This window comes from Glaciimonas sp. PCH181 (assembly GCF_003056055.1).
Lineage (GTDB): Bacteria > Pseudomonadota > Gammaproteobacteria > Burkholderiales > Burkholderiaceae_D > Glaciimonas.
Genome location: NZ_PYFP01000001.1, coordinates 221,040 through 239,398, shown reverse-complemented (window position 1 = coordinate 239,398; position 18,359 = coordinate 221,040). Strand labels below are relative to the sequence as shown.

The 18,359-nt window shown below is 51.8% G+C and carries 9 protein-coding genes; 1 reads left to right on the top strand and 8 read right to left on the bottom strand.

The window, feature by feature from the left end; translation table 11 throughout:
* Positions 1–247 precede the first annotated feature (247 nt).
* Positions 248–1,429, top strand: coding sequence for an acetyl-CoA C-acyltransferase family protein (locus C7W93_RS01045; protein ID WP_108438360.1), 1,182 nt, complete (start codon positions 248–250; stop codon positions 1,427–1,429).
* Between the two features lie 180 nt (positions 1,430–1,609).
* Here the strand turns inward: C7W93_RS01045 and C7W93_RS01040 are convergent, their stop codons facing one another.
* The 8 genes from C7W93_RS01040 to aceB form a co-directional block, all read right to left on the bottom strand.
* Positions 1,610–3,013 carry an efflux transporter outer membrane subunit gene (locus C7W93_RS01040; RefSeq protein WP_108438359.1) on the bottom strand — a complete coding sequence of 468 codons (1,404 nt, stop codon included), beginning with the start codon at positions 3,011–3,013 and terminating at the stop codon, positions 1,610–1,612.
* Positions 3,010–4,983 (bottom strand): MacB family efflux pump subunit, encoded by a 1,974-nt coding sequence (locus C7W93_RS01035; RefSeq protein WP_108438358.1) that lies wholly within the window; start codon positions 4,981–4,983, stop codon positions 3,010–3,012. Before C7W93_RS01035 ends, C7W93_RS01040 begins: the two co-directional genes overlap by 4 nt.
* Positions 4,984–4,985: 2 nt before the next feature.
* Complete coding sequence (locus C7W93_RS01030) at positions 4,986–6,182, bottom strand: efflux RND transporter periplasmic adaptor subunit (protein ID WP_108440405.1); 1,197 nt, start codon at positions 6,180–6,182, stop codon at positions 4,986–4,988.
* Between the two features lie 215 nt (positions 6,183–6,397).
* A complete protein-coding gene (pbpC, locus tag C7W93_RS01025) occupies positions 6,398–8,674 on the bottom strand; it encodes a penicillin-binding protein 1C (RefSeq protein WP_108440404.1) in 2,277 nt (758 codons plus the stop codon).
* Positions 8,675–8,682: 8 nt separating this feature from the next.
* Positions 8,683–14,499: an alpha-2-macroglobulin gene (locus tag C7W93_RS01020; protein WP_370446375.1), complete on the bottom strand. Its 5,817-nt coding sequence runs from the start codon at positions 14,497–14,499 to the stop codon at positions 8,683–8,685.
* A 239-nt stretch (positions 14,500–14,738) separates the two neighbouring features.
* Positions 14,739–15,974: an NO-inducible flavohemoprotein gene (hmpA, locus tag C7W93_RS01015; RefSeq protein WP_108438356.1), complete on the bottom strand. Its 1,236-nt coding sequence runs from the start codon at positions 15,972–15,974 to the stop codon at positions 14,739–14,741.
* A gap of 87 nt (positions 15,975–16,061) precedes the next feature.
* Complete coding sequence (locus C7W93_RS01010) at positions 16,062–16,523, bottom strand: Rrf2 family transcriptional regulator (RefSeq protein ID WP_108440403.1); 462 nt, start codon at positions 16,521–16,523, stop codon at positions 16,062–16,064.
* 232 nt (positions 16,524–16,755) lie between these two features.
* A complete protein-coding gene (gene aceB, locus C7W93_RS01005) occupies positions 16,756–18,342 on the bottom strand; it encodes a malate synthase A (RefSeq protein WP_108438355.1) in 1,587 nt (528 codons plus the stop codon).
* Positions 18,343–18,359 lie beyond the last annotated feature (17 nt).

Below are 18,359 nucleotides of genomic sequence, written 5' to 3'. Positions count from 1 at the left end.
GTCGGCGGAAATCGCCACTATTCCACTTGATCCGTACTATTCAGCAGTGCAAACTATCTTGAAAAACCCTCTTATTTGGGGTAGCAAAATCTTTCGTTTCTTGAGACGATAAATTTTTCTATAAAACTTGTGCATTCGCTCTCAAGCAGTGACAAAATCCTGTCATTAACGTGAACTCCACAATTGTTGTTGTTTTGGAGCTCGCCAGTCTGGTGAGCTATTGATCGATTTTTTAAAGGAGTTTTCCATGAGTAAAGAAGTCGTTGTTCTCAGCGCAGTCCGGTCCGCCATTGGCGCATTCGGTGGCTCCCTTTCCACCATGGAGCCAGCGGAATTAGCCGGCACGGTCATGAAAGAAGCCATTGCGCGCTCTGGGGTCGATCCGAAGTTAATCGGCAACGCTATCGTCGGTACATGTATTCCGACAGATTCGCGTTATGCCTATGTTTCTCGCGTAGCGTCTATTCAGGCTGGTCTGCCGATGGATTCTGTGGCGATGCAAGTAAGCCGTCTTTGTTCGTCAGGATTGCAGGGCATTGTTACCGCAGCGCAAAACATCATGTTGGGTGACTTTGATTACGGTATTGGTGGTGGTGTAGAGGTAATGTCGCGCGGCGGTTATTTGCTGCCAGCTTTGCGTTCAGGCGCACGGATGGGCGATTCCAAGGCGATCGATATGATGGTCGCAGTGCTGACTGATCCGTTTGGTGTTGGCCATATGGGGATCACGGCTGAAAATCTGGCGGCGAAATGGGAAATTTCTCGTGAAGAGCAGGATGCGTTCGCGGTTGAGTCACAACGCCGTGCTGCATTTGCGATTGCCGAAGGTCGCTTCAAGTCACAGATCGTGCCTATCGTTCAGCAGACTCGTAAGGGTGAGGTTGTTTTTGATACGGATGAGCATGGTAAGCCGAATACGTCGATGGAGTCGTTAGGTAAGATGAAACCGGCGTTCAAGAAAGACGGTACTGTCACGGCTGGTAACGCTTCTGGTATTAACGATGGCGCGGCATTTTTTGTATTGGCTGCGGCGGATGTGGCTGCCAAGGCTGGCCAGACGCCTATTGCACGGATTGTTTCTTACGCTGTTGCTGGTGTGCCGAATGAAATCATGGGTGAAGGTCCGATTCCTGCTACGAAGATTGCGCTTAAAAGAGCGGGGCTGACGCTGGATCAGATGGATGTTATTGAGGCTAATGAGGCATTTGCTGCGCAGGCTATTGCTGTCACTAAGGGTTTGGGGCTTGATCCTGCTAAGACCAATCCGAATGGTGGTGCAATTGCGTTGGGTCATCCAATTGGGTGTTCTGGTGCGTTTATCGCTACTAAGGCTGTGTATGAGTTGCAGCGTACTGGTGGTAAATATGCTTTGGCTACGATGTGTATTGGCGGCGGACAGGGTATTGCTGTGATTTTTGAGCGGCTCTGATATGTAGATTTGGTTTGGGGATTTTGAGGGTGATGCGGTTGGTTTCAGTTGGCTTCGATTAGTGGTAATTGAAACGGCTCGTTCTCCGTGGTTAGTTCGCCGGGCTTAGCCCGGCAGCTAGTCACTTTTTCTTGCTTCGACTAGGCGCCCTTGGCTTGTCTCCATGGAGCACAAACCGTGTTAATTACCAACTAGCCCACCTCCATCTCCCCCTAACGCCAAATACAAATTAACCTGACTATTTAACAAATTCAAATTACTATCCGCCACAGCAACCATAGCCGACCGCTGCGCCTCCTGCGCATCCAACCAAATCCTCAACGACACCGCCCCCGCAAGATAACGCTGCCGATACAAGCGTTCAATTTTATTCGCCGCATCCAACGACTCCTTCAATTTCACCCCCTGCAGCAAAAATTGACGCCGCGCGGACAGCGCCACCTCGACATCACTCAATGCCTTATAAAAAGTCTGCCGAAAATCAATCACACCTTTTTCATAAGTAGCTTGCGAAACCTTATTACTCAACGCCATCTGATCAAATTGCAAAAACGGAAAAGTTAACCCAGTCGACAAAGTACCCATCGGATTTTTAAGCACATTAACCAGCGACGAACTCCCGCTACCCAAAGATCCAGTTAAAGTGAAAGCCGGATAAAAACTCGTCCGTACAGCGTCATTATTCGCCAACATATTCCGCAACCTCAACTCCCCCGCCCGCAAATCCGGCCGACGCCCCAACAACTCCGCCGGCAACCCCGCATCGACATCCGGCAACGTCACAACAGATAACGACTGTCGCTCAGGAAAAGGCGCTTCCGGCGGGCCGTCAAACAACAACGCCAACGCCGCCCGGCTAGTAACCAACTGCTGCAACAACTGCGTATGGTTCGCTTGCTGCAGTGTCAGCGACTGCTCCGCCTGCAACAATTCAAGCGTCGACACCGACCCGACGGCATACTGCACCCGCACTAACTCCAAGGTCTTTTTTGTATACGCAATACTCTGCTCACTCGCCTCAATATGCTGATGCGCGTTGGCAATCTGCCAGTACAACGAAGCCGTCGCCCCAATCAAAGTCAGCGCAATGCTTTCACGATCCTGCACCGTCGCTAATGCAAGCCATTCAGCCGCATCACGCTGACTGGCCAAATTGCCCCAAAAATCCACAAGGTAGCTAGCCGAACCGGTAAGCGATTGCGAACGCGTAGAATCCGGCGCGCCACGCAAATTACGACTATTGGTAGTACCAAAACTGGCAGAAACAATAGGATTAATCGCCGTTAAACCAGCCTGTAATTTTGCTATGCGCACCAAAATATCCGCGCCCGCCAGACCGTTATTGCGCGCCAATACCTGATCGATCAATTGATTCAATTGCGGATCGTCGAAGTTTTTCCACCAACGATCAGTCGATTTAATAGTGATTGCATTTGCATCAGCCGCAATATTATTGCGCCACGCTGTCGGCGTTGCCAATGGTGCACGCTCATAAGGTGTACGGAACGCAGTGCAGCCTGCCAATACGGTGGCGATGAGCAGAACAAGCGTTGGTTTGAAAGTATGCATAGAAGGTATATTCATTCGCGGGCCAGTGCCTCAACCGGATCAAGTCGAGCCGCATTGCGCGCCGGCCAAAAGCCAAAGATGATGCCGATTAACGTTGAGCAAGTACACGCCACCACTACCGACGTGAGCGAATAAATCATCTGAAAACTGCTGATAAAATGCGCAAATATGGCCCCAATCCCCAACGCCAGCGCGATGCCTAATATCCCGCCCAGCAAGCAAACCAATACCGCTTCGATCAAAAACTGTCGCATGATATCGCCCTGACGTGCTCCGACTGCCATGCGCACACCTATTTCTGCAATGCGTTCCGTCACCGATACCAACATAATATTCATCACGCCAATGCCGCCTACAACTAGCGATATCACTGCGATCATCGCCACCAACAGCGTCATGGTCGCCGTTGTCGATTCAATTGTTTTGCGAATACTGTCACTGTTATAAAGAAAAAAATCTTTACTGCCATGCCGTTGCGTCAGCAATTTGATAATGCTTTGTTCTGCCGCGCTAGGCGATGCCGTATCGCTGATCCGCACTGTGATCGATTGCAGTGGCCCCTGCCCCATAATGCGCGTCAGAGCGGTGGTATACGGTACCCACAACGTCAGACTGCTGCTACTGCCAAAGGCGCTTTGCTCTTTTTCTGCAACGCCGATAACGCGCCCGGGAATATTGCCCAGCATTAATACTTGTCCAATCGGATTATCGGCAGGCTTAAATAATTTACGGCGCGTATTCTGATCGATGACAATTTCTTGCATCTGATGTTTGATGCTGTCGACGGTGAACGACATCCCTTCTGCCATACGAATGCCATGCACCCGAAAATGCTGCTCACCGACGCCCTTCAAAGTGGCGCTGACCGATAAATTGCGATAACGCACTGTCGTTGAAGTGGATACGCCAGGGGTAGCGCTGTCGGCGTAGACCTGCTTTTCGAGCGCGTCGGCATCGGCGGAGATTAATGGTCGGCCCGGCGCTTTATCTTCTTCGCCATAATCCTTGCCGGGATAAATCGTGATGGTATTTGTGCCGAGAAAGCTGATCTCTTTCAGAATTTGGCGGCGCGAGCCCTCCCCCAGCGCGACGATGGAGACCACAGACGCAATCCCGATGATGATCCCTAACATCGTCAGAAAACTGCGCAGCCGATGAGAGCGCATCGATAGCCATGCCATTTTGCACGCTTCAATCAGACTAGCGCCAGTGGCGCGCCAGGAGCTGCCTTCATCCAGCGCGATAGTCGGACGTGCGACCGTTGTGGCTGACGTTGTGGCTAACGCTGCTGCAACATCCGACTGAACCCGATCACCAACAATCTCACCATCCGCAATTTCAATAATGCGTTGCGCATATTTGGCGACCTGCATATCGTGCGTGACGATGATGACCGTATGGCCTTCGGCATGCAGTTCTTGCAGAATTTTGATGACTTCCTGACCGCTATGACTGTCTAGCGCACCGGTCGGCTCATCGGCTAAAATCACCTGACCGCCGTTCATCAGCGAGCGGGCAATGCTGACCCGTTGCTGCTGACCGCCAGACAATTGACTGGGCCGATGATGAGTGCGGTCGGCCAGCCCAAGTCGCGTTAGCAACGCGTACGCACGCTGTCTGCGGGCGGCTGCCGGCTTACCGGCGTAAATGGCCGGGATTTCAACATTTCCGATAGCGTCCAGATCGGGCAGCAAATGATAGCGTTGGAAAATGAAACCAAAATGTTCGCGCCGCAATTGCGCCAGCGCGTCGGCTTCCAGTTCGGCGGTAGCGTGTCCGGCCACGTGATAGCTGCCGCTACTCGGGCGATCCAGACAACCGAGAATATTCATCAGCGTCGATTTGCCAGAACCAGACGGTCCGACCAGCGCCACCATTTCTCCGGCGGCAATCTCCAGATTGATATTCTTGAGGACCGTGACAGTGTCTTCGCCGGACGGGAATCGCCGATACAACCCCGTCAGTGTTAATAAAGCGGTTTGCATACTCAATCCGCCGACATGAAGCTTTTGCCTGCTTTGGGGGCGTTACCACCCTCACCGATAATGACTTTTTCGCCCGCTGTGAGGCCGTCTAAAACTTCAGCCTGCGTGTTATTAATGCCGATTTTTACTTTACGAATGATGACAGTTTGCTTTTTGTCTTTGGTTTCCAGCACCTTGACTTGATAACGGCCATCCTTACCGCGCTCGCCCAGCGCTGTCGACGGAATCAGCAACGCGCCTTTGGCCTGATTCAGCACAATCGAGACTTGCGTCGTCATCGAAATACGCAATTTGTTATCGGGATTCGGCACTTCAAACAGTGCGTTGTAATACACCGGTGCAGCGGTGGCTGCGCCTTTACCTTTGCTATCGCCAGAATCGGAAGTAATAGAATTTGGACCCGGCTCGACAATGCGCAATTTGCCGTGATAACGATGATCGGGATCGCCCAAAATCGAAAAATAGACCGCTTGCTGCGGCTTGACACGAATCACGTCGGCTTCGGATACCAGCGCCTTGACAGTCATCGTGTTTAATTCCGCCAAAATGATAATCGTCGGTGCCAGCTGGATAGAATTGACGGTTTGTCCTTGCTTGGTGACGATGGCAACGACTTTGCCATCCATGGGCGCAATAATTTTGGTATAGCCGAGATTTAGCTGCGCGGTATTAACCGTGATTTTGGCTTGTTCGATTTGCGCTTTCAACGAATCCTCATCCGCCAATCCCGATTGCAACGCGGCATCGGCGCTTTCGAAATCCTCACGCGAACCAGCCTCACCCGCCAACAAACTTTTTTTACGCGCAAAGGTCAGCCGTAGCTGAACCAGACTAGCCTGCTTGGAGCGCATTTGGGCCCGAACCTGGATCAAGGCAGATTGCGCATTTTCCAGCGCATTTTGCTGTGTCAATGAATCAATCTCGCCTACCAGCTGGCCTTTTTTCACATCTTGGCCAAGGACGACTTTGAGGGATTTAAGCTCGCCAGAAACTTGCGCGCCTACGTTCACTTGTCGAATTGCTTCGAGCGTACCGCTGGCCAGCACCGTGTCCTGAATATCCGCTATCGCGACCGGTGCGGTCAGGTACTGCAGTTCGGGTTTGACTGGAAAGAAAAACCGGAATAACCCGAATGCGATTAACAGAGCGATAACTAGTGATACGAAGTAGACAATAAATTTCTTTTTCGGTAAACGCATGGATGCAGTCGCTTTGCTTGCCGGGATAGGCTGTTTGATGCCATTTATTTCATTACACGCCACCGCCTGGCAATCAAACTCAGCGCTTGCGCCACTCCGATTAAATGCATACTTATTACATTGAGGAAACTATGGCGCTGAAAGATTTTACTATTATTTAAGCTATCTTATTGATACTTAAGATGAAGATGCTGTGAATACGGATTACGACGCGATTACGACGGTTGATTTTTTGATGGGTAAATTATTTTCTTGTCAGATGCATGTCTTAGCTGCTCTGGCGCTTTTTCGACCGCGCCACGTACTTCAAACTTTACCTGATCGACGACTGCATGATTACTGTCGAGCAACTCCAGCGTATGCCTGCCCGGCCATGGCATCCAGTCAAACGCTAATTGTGATGCCGGCAAAACGCTGGATTTACACCCTTTTTTTGAGGTGTTTTCTATACACTTCGGCAGTGCTAATAATTTCCCATCCAGTCTCCAATAACCCTTACTTAATCCATCCGCAGCGAAACGCAGGCGTTGCCGGTCCGGCGGGATATCGGGGTCTAGCGCGACTAACATTCCCGGAGTTGGATAGCGGATGGCGATACTGATATCATCGGATTTAGCAGTGGTAATCAGGCTTTGTTCGGTGCCTACCAGAAAATATTCTTTGCGCGGCGCTTCGATTTTGTCTTGATAGCGGATGTCCTGCTCGACCACGCCCGCAGGCATTTGCGGGATGTGTTGCCGTGTCTGCTGGCGGGCGTGGAGATATTCCATCACCTCTTGCCAGATCGGCGCAGCGCCAGTCACGCCGGATACGTCCCACATTGGCAAACCTGATGCATTGCCGACCCAAACGCCGACGGTATACCGATCAGAATAGCCGACGGCCCAGTTGTCGCGCATATCTTTGGAAGTACCGGTTTTGACAGCAGCCCAGACCCGCGTGGAGAGCGCACTTTCCAGTCCGAAAGTGCGGGCACGGGCGCTGCGATCTGCCAGAATATCGCCGATGATAAACGCTGCGCCCGGCATCATGACATTGCGCATTTTTATCGGTGGATCGCTCAATGCTGTCCGCACACCGCTGTATTGGCCTTGATTAGCCAGCGCACGATAGGCATTGGTAAGCGCTAGCAAACTGACATCAGCACTGCCGAGTGCCAGACTGTAGCCATAAAAATCGCCCGATTCTCGCAGTTGAAACCCAAGATTTTGCAGGCGTCCAAAAAAAGTTGTTGGTGTGACGGTAACCAGCGTTCGTACTGCCGGAATATTCAGGGATGATCCTAATGCTGTGCGCAGGCTGACCAGACCTTTAAATTGCTTGTCGTAATTTTGTGGAATATAAAGGCCGCTGGCGGTGGGCAAATTGATGGCGGCATCATTCAAAATCGAGGCAGCCGTCATCCATTTTTTTTCAATCGCCAATTCATACAAAAACGGCTTTAAGGTCGAGCCAGCTTGACGCAAGGCGACCACACCATCGACATCAGCGGCGTTAGAAAACGATCCGCTGGAGCCAACCCACGCCAACACATCACCGCTGGCATTATCGATAGCGATGATTGCGCCGTCTTCAATATTGCGCTCAACCAGCGAGGCCAATTGCCGGCGCAATGCTGCGTTGGCAAAACGCTGGACACCAGCATCAAGCGTTGAGCGTACTGTCAGGCCCGGCGTTTTGAGAAGTTTTCGGGCCAGATGCGGCGCTAATTGCGGCGCAGTGGTAGTGACAATTACTTCAGAGTTCGAGCCGGTGCGGGCTAGCGCCAGCAACGTAAAGCCTTCTAACCCTTTGCATTCTTGTGCGGCATTTTGATCGGTCAAAATACGACAAGCACGTTGCGCGACGCGGACGGGGGTGGCATTGGGCCCACGAATCAGCGCTACCGCAATCGCTGCTTCACGCTGATTTAAACCGCTGGGATGTTTGTCGAATAAGACGCGAGACAAGGCGTGCAGACCAACTAATTCGCCACGAAAACTGACCAGATTTAAATAAGCTTCAAGGATTTGATCTTTACGCCAGCGCTGCTCCAGCCATTGGGCGACAACGACTTGCGACATTTTTTGTGTCATTGAACGCGGTGCGTTGCGACGACGCAAATCGTCATCCAACAAACCTGCCAATTGCATGGTGATGGTGGATGCGCCGCGGGTTTTGGTGCTCCAGAGATTGCCCCATGCAGCCGCCGCAACCGCGCTCCAATCGACACCGCTGTGTTGATAGAAGCGTTTATCTTCGGAGGCGATTAAGGCGTTGCGCAAGGCGGGTGAGATGTCTTCAAGACTGACCCATGACAAGCGACGTTCATGCGGATTCAAGCGTATCTGCTGCAACAATTCGCCTTTGCGATCCAGCAGATTGGCTTCGGACGAGGGAAACGCGCGCTGGACCTCTGCAAAGCTTTGCAGCGCCTGCACCTGCGCTGCGCTGCTTCCCAATAACAGCACAACGACTAATGACAACCGTCTGATATGGCGCGCAGTGCGCATGTTTCCGATCACTTCACCGTCCATTTCGGATTAGGACTTTCTCCAAACATTTCCGGCGCGTACATCGCTTCAACCCGAGTCGGCGGCAAATTAAACTCACCAGGATTGTTGATACGGAAAGTGTACGTCATCGTAAATTTTCCTTTCGGGACGTATTCGTAATAACTACGGAACGCTTCAAAACTACGTTCTTCGTACACCATCGATGCGCTGCTGCTGAGTCGCTCGCTAGTGGTGGCGATGGCCGAATCGCGCCCAAGACCGGAGCCGAGCAATGTTGCGCCAGCCGGGATAGGGTCAGTAACCACAACCCATGTCATATCGGTCTGCGCATCGACTTCAAGATTGACTTGCATGACATCGCCACGGCTGTATTTTCCTTTTTCCTTTTGCTCTACCGGGACGATGGTTTTATTGATCTGATAGCCGCTGGAGAATGGTTTTTTGAGTATCACCGCTGCCAGACTTTGCACGGTAATCCACGGTGCGCCACTGCCGGTATGCGTGAGTTTCATTTCCGTTGGCGCAGAGGAAGTCGGCCACGGCATTTGGAGTTTGCCGCCAGCGGTCGGCGGCGTTGCAGGCCACGCATAATTTTGGCTGGCGGTAACATTGGCACCCTGCTCTACAGCGACTTTGGTAGTTCCAGCAACCTTTTCAGATTCAAATTTTTGCGAGAATTTTTGCAACGCCAGACTGCCCCATAGATTAGCCGTCGTGGTCGCCCAATGACCGCGTGACTGGCGTTGAATCGCACCATTGATCAATTTCGGCATGTCGTCTTTCCAGGCCAGATTGTCAATGACGGTAAGTACCAATCGCGTGGCATTGACATCACCGCCCGTCATTAACCACCACCAATAATCGCTGCTTTCAGTAGAGAAACCCATCCGCGTTCCTTGATAATTCAAGCGCGCACGCAAAATCTGATCGGCTTCAGCAAGGCGTTTGGCATGCTCTGGAATGCTGGGCACGCGTTGCAGAATGTTGATCCAGTCCAATACCGCTGAAGTCGGCCATAGGTTTGGCGACAACTGAATTGAACCTAACATGGCTGGCCGGGCACGGTCATAGCGCGAGAGCGCTTCTAGCGCTGATAATTTGCGCACGTCCAGATCCTTTTTAGGCGACCAGAAATCACGCGTGATTTTGCCTTCGACAAAAGCCGTCAAACCGTCCAGCATTTTGTCGCGACTTTGCTGTGGAATCGCAAAGCCGGATTCTTGCGTTACCGCCAGCAAGTATGCAGTCAGAGTATCGCTGCCACGGCCAGCATTACGTTCTGTTGGCGGATAGTAATAGGCCAGACCATCGGTATCGAGATAGGTCGGCAAATCATTTACGACTTTTTTCCATTGCACATCATCGCGCAGACCGATCGCACGCGAGGCTTGTTGCTCCAGACAAGAGAACGGGTATTCCGTAAAGTACCGCTGCAATCCTGCGTTGTTAGCTGCCAATGACGGCGACAGCGATATCGCCAATCCGCCCCGACCCGGCAGTGCATCCGCCGGACGCGATACTGGCAGCGTAAATAACTTATCGAGCTGGAACAATGTGGCTTGCTGCACCGTCACAGGCACCGCTGGCACCACGCGCTGCGTGAACTTGATGCTGTCCTTTACTTTGGGGCCGCCTTGCTCCTGCGCGTTGATTTCCCATTGCAATTGCCCGACATCCGCAGGGGCGGTTACCGGCCAGATAATCTCACGCGATTCTCCAGCGGGGATACTCAGGTTTTGAGGCGGTAATGGCGCGATGCTTGCGGCCACATTGGCAGTTAGCTGCGCAGTGGCATTTACTTGCATCGCCCTTGTGGTGGTGTTGCGTACCGTTACCATTGCGCTAAAAATATCGCCTTCACGGACCAATGGCGGCAAGCCGGAAATCAATTGCAGATCCTGCGTCGAGCGTATGCTGACAGCGCCGGTGCCGAATAAGTTATCGCCACTTTGCGCGACGGCGACTATCTTGAAACTGGTCAGCGCATCGTTCAAAGGCACGTCAATCTGCGCGCGCCCATTGGCATCCAGTACGACCACCGGCTTCCACAGAAGCAAGGTATCAAACAATTCACGGGTGGGCGATTTACCACCGCCGCCGCCAGCGGGCATGGCTTTGCGACCGTAATGGCGCTTGCCGACTACCTGCATCTGCGCGGTCGAGGTTTCTACGCCATAACTACGGCGTTGTAGCATGGCCCCCAGCAAGTCCCAGCTTCTGTTCGGCTCTAGTTCCAGCAGCGCCTCATCGACTGCGGCCACGGCAATTTCAGCACCGGCAGCCGGTTTGCCATTCGGCAGATTAACTTGAATCGTCATCTTGGCAATGCTACGAATCGGATAGCTGGGCTGATCCGCTTTAACGATCACGGCCAGTTGATTGCCGGCGGTGCCGACCATGATTTCAGCGATACCAAATTTATAGGCTGGCTTGGCTAAATCGACCGTCGCGCTAGGCGCTTGATATTCTTTGAATTCGCTCCACCAGTTCAACGGTTCTTTCCACCCCCAGGTAAAGAACGAATACCACGGCACATCGCGCATGCGGCCACGTACTGCCAATACCGAGACAAAAACATTCGGGCCGTAACTGGCTTTGACGGGCAAACTAAAAGTGGGATCTTGTCCGTTCAGTTGTACGACTTCAGTTTCTATGACGCCTTCACGTTCAACCGCAATCAGCGCGGTCGCATAGCGAAACGGCATGCGGACTTGAAACTTGGCGGTTTCACCAGCCTGGTAATGTTTTTTCTCGGGCAAGATGTCGATGCGATCCTGATTTTCGCCATCGAACCAGAGTTCGCCCTGCTTGGTTACCCAGACCGAGCTGGTGGCTAACGCGGCTCTGCCGCTGCCATCCTGGCCTTTCGCAGTTAGCTCGACATTACCTGCTTCTGACAATTCAATAACGCAGATCATCAATCCACGTGCGTCCGTCTTGCCGGAACAAAGCGGACCTAAATCAGTGGCGGTGGTGGTGTTTTCATACGCATAGAAGCCACCTACCATGCGCTTGCGATGGGAATTGGTTTGCTTGGAACGGCCGCTAATTTCAATCGGCACGCCAACTTGAGGCTGACCGGCAGGATTTAGAGCAACCGCAGTCAAAGTTAGTTTTTTCTTGACCGATATCCACTCGCCCGCTTTCAATCCGACAATGATTGCCGATGGCCACACGGGCGTCACGCTGGAGACAGTTTGAATTTCGCCATTCGGATCGGCGTAGGTCATTTCGGTCAGCAATTCTTTAGGCGTGGTAATCGCGGGTAATTCTTTGATTGTCGTTTTGCCACCGCCATTTTTGTCCAGCGTTACGGGCAATTTATCGGCCACAATTTTTTGATCGTCAGCGCCATTATCACCATCGGTATGGTCACCGTTACCAGCGCTGGGGTTAGCAACAAAAGAATAGCTATCGTAGGCTGCAAAGCTGATCGCCTTACCCCGTAGCAAACTGGTGATATGAACCGACTGACCGGCAGCACCGCCGCCGTTGAGGTAATTCAGTTGCACATCTAGCGGCACGTCTTTAGGCGCAATTAAACTCTTCGGTGGCGTAATCCGTCCTTGCAGCAATGGCAAACGGAATTCTTCCACCCGAAAACTGCCCGTGCTATAGCTACGCGGCCCTTCAGCATCACTATCATTATCCTGATTCGCATCACTGCTATCGTTATTGACGTTGCTCTTGACTGTTCCGCTATCGAGGACGACTTCATAGCGGCCCAGCTTGGCTTCTTTAGGAATCGTGAATACCGACTCCGCATTTTTTTGTCCACGCCATGTCAATGGGAATTGAAATTCCTGACCGCTGCCTTGATGCGTAATCCGCATCCGGGTAGGCAATTCATCTTTTGGAAGTAAGCCAAAGCCTTGCATCGTTTCAGTGCGCAATACGTGCTTCATCGAGACAGTTTCACCCGCGCGAAACAACGTACGGTCAAACACGGTTTGGGCCCGTACCGTCGCCGATTTACCACTTTCGGTCGGCAAATTGAAACGCCAGGATTCAATGCCGCTGTTCCAGGAAGTGAGCGCAAAGGCCATATCTGCACGACCTTTTTCATCGGTTTTGCGGGCGCTGACAAAGAGGCCATCGATTTGACCCGGTTCGCCCATACTCCGACTACGGCATTCATCTTCAGGAAATTCCGGCACCATCGCAACGCCAAGCTTGTTCGTTTTGCCGCGCCAGAGTTCAGTGCCGAGGCAGTTCGCGATCCGGACATCGGCGTCACTAACCGGTTTGGCGTTGTCTAGCGTGGTAACCCATACCGCGCCATTTTGGCGACCAATTTTGACATGGACCGATAAATTAGTGACTAATGCGCTGGTCCGCACGAACATCGGCGCAGCTTTGCCTAGCAACGCAGCGCCGAGCTTTTGGGATGCTAATTCAACGACGTAAAATCCAGGGTCTTTCAGCGGAATACCAATGACTTCAAATGGTCGCACACCATCTTTGGCATCCGGCGATGGCGGTAAAGTCAGCGTTTTAGCGCCGGGTTGCGTTGCCAGCAAGCCGATTTCACGGGTTTCTACCGACTTTTTACCGATGGTAATCGTGGTTTCATGGTAGCGATTGAGCTTGGTCAGCCAAGCAATAATACTTTGGTCATCGCTTACTTTGAGATTGCTGACGGTGCCCGGATTGATTTTGCCATTGGCGCTGCGGGCAATCATGCTGGTCTCAACACTGCGTAACGTCACCGGCAGCGTAGCGTCGGCGTTCAATTCGATGATACCAAACGGTGCAGAGGGAAATTTTGCCAGCGGTGGATAGTCCGCCATCCGTACTTTCAGCGGGAACGCGTTGGCATTCGATAGCTCACGGCCAGTCTCATCCTGAAAGCTTTTTGGCAGCGCAATGGTGAGTTCGGATTTCTCAACAAAAGGTGGCTTAAAGGTAAGCTGCGTGACGGTTTCATCGGTATCGTTTTTTTCGAAAAACGGCGTCATCTTGCCATTTGAGCCAGTCAGCGTCACGCCCTCTGCCAGCTTGCGCGTGACGGGCGATGTTAGCTGAATGCGCAACGGTAAAATCGGCGCGCAGGCAGCGTTAGCATTCTCGCGCTCACAAGTAACGCTGGCGGTGAAGGTCGGACGCACTTTAAATTTGAATACTTGGGGCTGCGTGGTGGCGATGCCGGATGGCGTTACGATACCTTTGTCCCAGGTTAAGCGGACCTCGCTATCGTTGGGCAGCCGTTGCTGGCATTGCACCGTGCTGATGATATCCGGATTGATCTTAGCCGCGAACTGATCGAGTAAGGCTTTGCGTACCGGGCCACTGATCAGCTTGACGGGAATCCGCTCATGCACACCTTCGGCTTCGCAATAGACGTGTTTGAGTATGCTGTCGCTGGTGGCAGCGCCGTTTTGGACCAAAATGAAGACTTGCTCTTCATCAATGTTATCGCTATAGGGATAGGCATGCAGGACGGCGGGGCCGCCGGTGTTAAATTGAAATACCGCTTTGCCGCCAACGGTGGCGCCGGAAACCAATGCAAAGGTCGGCTTCAGTGCAAAAGAGCAGCGTGTGCCTGGCGGCACGTCGCGCACAAAATCATAAATCCAGTTTTTGTCATCGGCCCAGCGCCCTGTCCCGGCTTCTTTGCAGGTAATGTCAAATGGCGTCGGCGCTTTAGGATCTCCAAATTTAACCGCGGCCTCAGAAAATCTCACACGTACCTGACGCACTTGGGTGATTTCTCCCTGCGGCGAAAAGCTGGTAATTTTGGCGGTGGCGGCTGCCTGCGCCATTTGCGCGGTTTGGGTAAATAGCAGTGCTATTGCCAACGCAAATACACGTCTATTTTGCATAGTTTTAAAGGCGTTTCCGAGAAACCTGAAGACGAAAAAAAGCAGCTCCAGAAATGTCGTGGCGCTGCTTTTTGCTTCTTTTAATTCTGATGCTTTTTGCATAGGGGTTCCTCGGACTAGGCAAATTTGACATATGGCCTCCCGAGGATACCGCATTTAGACGCTGTTACCGCTATTACAGTTGCCATTTTGCAATTGTTCACATCGATAACAACGACCGCTCAGCATCGGTAATTACATTACTGTAAGTTTTCCAGCAACGCCGGACCAAACACTTCCTGACGGATCTGATGTGGGGCAATCCCTCGTGCTAGTAAAGCCTGGCGCTGCGCTTGCATAAATGGATTTGGGCCGCACAAATAGTAATCCCCATTTTTCGGCAACAGCGCTGGGTCTAATTGGTCGAGTTGCAAATAGCCGGCCTGATCAAAATCATTGATGGCGTGATCTTCCGCCGATGGCACTGCATAGGCAAAATGTGTGGTCAGAACATTTTTTTGGTCAGGCGATTCTTGTGAGGCTTGCAATGCAAGCAGTTCTGCCTTCAACGGATGATGATCCCCGTTCAGCGTGGCATATAAAAAATTGACTGGACGCGCAGGAGCCTGACACAAACTGCCATGCAACATGCTCATCATTGGCGTAATGCCCACACCAGCGCTGATCAAGATAAGCGGCGCGCTGACATTTTTATCCATGACAAAATCGCCACAAGGTGGACTAACCCATAATTTGTCGCCGACGTGCAAGTTGGCATGAAGCTGATTGGATACCAACCCGGCTGGATGATCTTGTCCGCCTTTGTCTTCGCGCTTGATACTGATGCGCCAGTGGGTTTGATCGGGCGCGTCGGACAAACTATATTGACGTAATTGTTTCAGATTTAATACCGCCACATCGGTCGCTACGCTGATGTATTGACCGGGTTGAAATGAGGGTAGCGGCAAACCGTCCGCAGCCTCCAAATAAAAAGAGGTGATCGTTTCGCTTTCTTTTTGCTTACGGACGACGATCATTTCGCGTTGTTGCCCGGGTTCAATTTGATGGGCCGCGTACTGTTTTTTCTCTTCGCCGATCAACGCGTCTGCCAATAGCCCATAAGCCTCTGCCCATGCCGCTATCAGTTCCGGCGTTGCAGCATCGCCCAATACATCGCTTATGGCTGCCAGTAAATTGTGGCCGACAATCGGATAGTGCTCTGCGCGGATACCAAGGCTAATGTGCTTTTGCACAATCCGGCTGATTACCGGGGTCAACGCATCGGCGTTATCGATGTTGGCGGCGTAGGCAAATAAGGCTCCTGCCAGCGCTTGCTGCTGACTGCCATTTTCTTGATTGCCCATATTGAAAATATTCTTCAACTCGGGATGCGCCTCAAAAAGGCGGGCGTAAAACCGGGTTGAAATGGCGATGCCATGTTCCCGCAATACAGGAACAGAGGCGTCAATATACGGACGGGCGCTGGCAGAAATCATAAAAACTCCTATGTTATATTTTAAATGCAACAATTAAGACTAAAAATCAGCACATCGAAATGCGCTTAATACTGCTAAAAATAACGTCTATTGCAGGACGGATGGCTGGAAATGCATACGCGCCACAATAGATGCGGTTTGCGGACCGGCGGTTTCTGGTTGCACCAGTTCGGCCAGACTGTAGCGATTCATATTGGTATAAAACTCACGCTGACCTGCATCGAGCACGCGCTTCAAATAACAGTTTCCTTTGAATACACAGAGTGGTTGTTCGCAATCGACTAGTTGCGTATGCCCCTCCATCACGCTCAAGATATCGCCTAAATGCAAGGTCTCGGGCGCTTGCGCCATGCGCACGCCACCATTGCGGCCCGGCGTCGCGACGATCCAGCCTTGCTTGACCATCCGATTAACTACCTTATTCAGGTGATTTTTGGGAATATCAAACCGTTGCGCCAGATCGCCCACAGTCACCAGTCCCTGCTCCGGGATGGCAGCCAGATACATCAACACGCGGAGTCCGAAATCGGTGAATTTGGTAAGTTGCATTGAACGCAGTATTAAGGTGGCGAGATAAAAAAACGATCGACTGAAGGCATCATACATTTGATACATTTAAAATGCAATAATAAGAAACCAGAAGATTTCTTCATTAAATCTCGTCTGCGGAAATTTTGCGCCTTTTTAGCTGCTCTTTTCTTCCCGTGCGGGTATAAAAAAAGCCGATCTAAAGATCGGCTTTTCAAACACTATGGCATCGACTCAACAGTCGATTTCACATTTAGATTTCTTCGTATAGCGGCAGTGTCAGGAACTCTGCAAAAGTGGTCGAAGTCGACATTTCTTCAAATATCTTAGCAGCGCGGTCATACGTAGCACCAGTACCAACCAATTCTTTGACCTTAGCCAACTCTTCAGGAATCATCGCGACCACCATCTCGGCAGTCACTTTTTTGCCGTTGTCGAGAACACCTTTGGTCGAGCGTATCCATTGCCAGACTTGGGCACGGCTGATTTCTGCGGTGGCGGCATCTTCCATCAAATTATGGATAGGGACGCAACCGTTGCCTGACAACCATGCACCCAGATAATGAATACCGACGTTAATGTTGTAACGCAAACCGGCTTCGGTGATTGGCGCTTCTGGCTTGAAGTCTAGCAATTCGGCAGCGGTGACATTGACGTCATCGCGTTGCTTGCTGATCTGATTTGGCTTGTCGCCCAATACTTTCTTGAACTCAGCCATCGACAATTCGACCAGGCCTGGATGCGCGACCCAACCGCCATCGTAGCCGTCGGTCGCATCGCGCGCTTTGTCGGTACGTACGCCGCCCATGGCGATATCATTCTTCTCAGGATCGTTCTTGATAGGGATCAACGCAGCCATGCCGCCAATCGCTGGTGCATTGCGCTTGTGGCAGGTCTTCAATAACAGCAACGCATAAGAACGCATGAACGGCGCGGTCATTGTGACCTTGGCGCGATCAGCCAGACAGAAGTCTTTGTCGAGCTTGAATTTTTTGATGCACGAGAAAATATAATCCCAACGGCCAGCATTCAAACCGGAGCTGTGTTCACGCAGTTCGTACAGGATTTCGTCCATTTCGAACGCAGCCAGAATGGTTTCGATCAAGACGGTGGCTTTGATCGTGCCTTGTGGAAGACCGAGTTCGTTTTGCGTCATGACGAAGATGTCATTCCACAAACGCGCTTCCAGATGGGATTCCAGTTTTGGCAAATAGAAGTAAGGACCAGCGCCGCGTGCGAGTTGCTCTTTGGCGTTGTGGAACATGAATAGCGCAAAGTCAAAAATACCGCCTGAGACGCGCTTGCCATCGACCAGAACGTGTTTTTCATCCAAATGCCAACCGCGTGGGCGTACCACCAGTGTGGCGACTTTGTCGTTGAGCTTGTAGGATTTACCGTTCTGTTCCAGCGAGATCGTCTTGCGAATAGCATCGCGCAAATTGATCTGGCCGGAGATCTGGTTATCCCATACTGGCGAATTCGAATCTTCGAAGTCAGTCATGTAGCTATCAGCGCCAGAATTGAAGGCGTTGATGACCATCTTGCGCTCGACCGGGCCGGTAATTTCTACCCGGCGGCATTCTAGCGCTTGCGGAATCGGGGCAATTTTCCAGTCGCCGTCACGGATATGTGCTGTTTCTGGCAGAAAATCCGGACGCTCGCCTGCATCCAGACGTTGGGCGCGCTGCGTGCGCACTGCCAGTAATTCCTGACGACGCGACTCAAACGAACGGCTCAGTTTTGCAACAAGGGCCAAAGCTTCTGGCGTCAGAATTTCTTCGTAACCGGGCTGAATCGCACCGTTAATTTCCAGACCTGCGGGGAGTGTCAGTTGTGTCATGCGTGGCTCCTGTTATT

What these genes read in the sequence shown, in the direction of transcription:
- C7W93_RS01035 (WP_108438358.1), bottom strand. Translation starts at nt 4,983, where the DNA reads ATGCAAACCGCTTTATTAACACTGACGGGGTTGTATCGGCGATTCCCG.
- aceB (WP_108438355.1), bottom strand. Translation starts at nt 18,342, where the DNA reads ATGACACAACTGACACTCCCCGCAGGTCTGGAAATTAACGGTGCGATT.
- pbpC (WP_108440404.1), bottom strand. Translation starts at nt 8,674, where the DNA reads ATGCGCACTGCGCGCCATATCAGACGGTTGTCATTAGTCGTTGTGCTG.
- C7W93_RS01040 (WP_108438359.1), bottom strand. Translation starts at nt 3,013, where the DNA reads ATGAATATACCTTCTATGCATACTTTCAAACCAACGCTTGTTCTGCTC.
- C7W93_RS01020 (WP_370446375.1), bottom strand. Translation starts at nt 14,499, where the DNA reads ATGCAAAATAGACGTGTATTTGCGTTGGCAATAGCACTGCTATTTACC.
- C7W93_RS01010 (WP_108440403.1), bottom strand. Translation starts at nt 16,523, where the DNA reads ATGCAACTTACCAAATTCACCGATTTCGGACTCCGCGTGTTGATGTAT.
- C7W93_RS01030 (WP_108440405.1), bottom strand. Translation starts at nt 6,182, where the DNA reads ATGCGTTTACCGAAAAAGAAATTTATTGTCTACTTCGTATCACTAGTT.
- C7W93_RS01045 (WP_108438360.1), top strand. Translation starts at nt 248, where the DNA reads ATGAGTAAAGAAGTCGTTGTTCTCAGCGCAGTCCGGTCCGCCATTGGC.
- hmpA (WP_108438356.1), bottom strand. Translation starts at nt 15,974, where the DNA reads ATGATTTCTGCCAGCGCCCGTCCGTATATTGACGCCTCTGTTCCTGTA.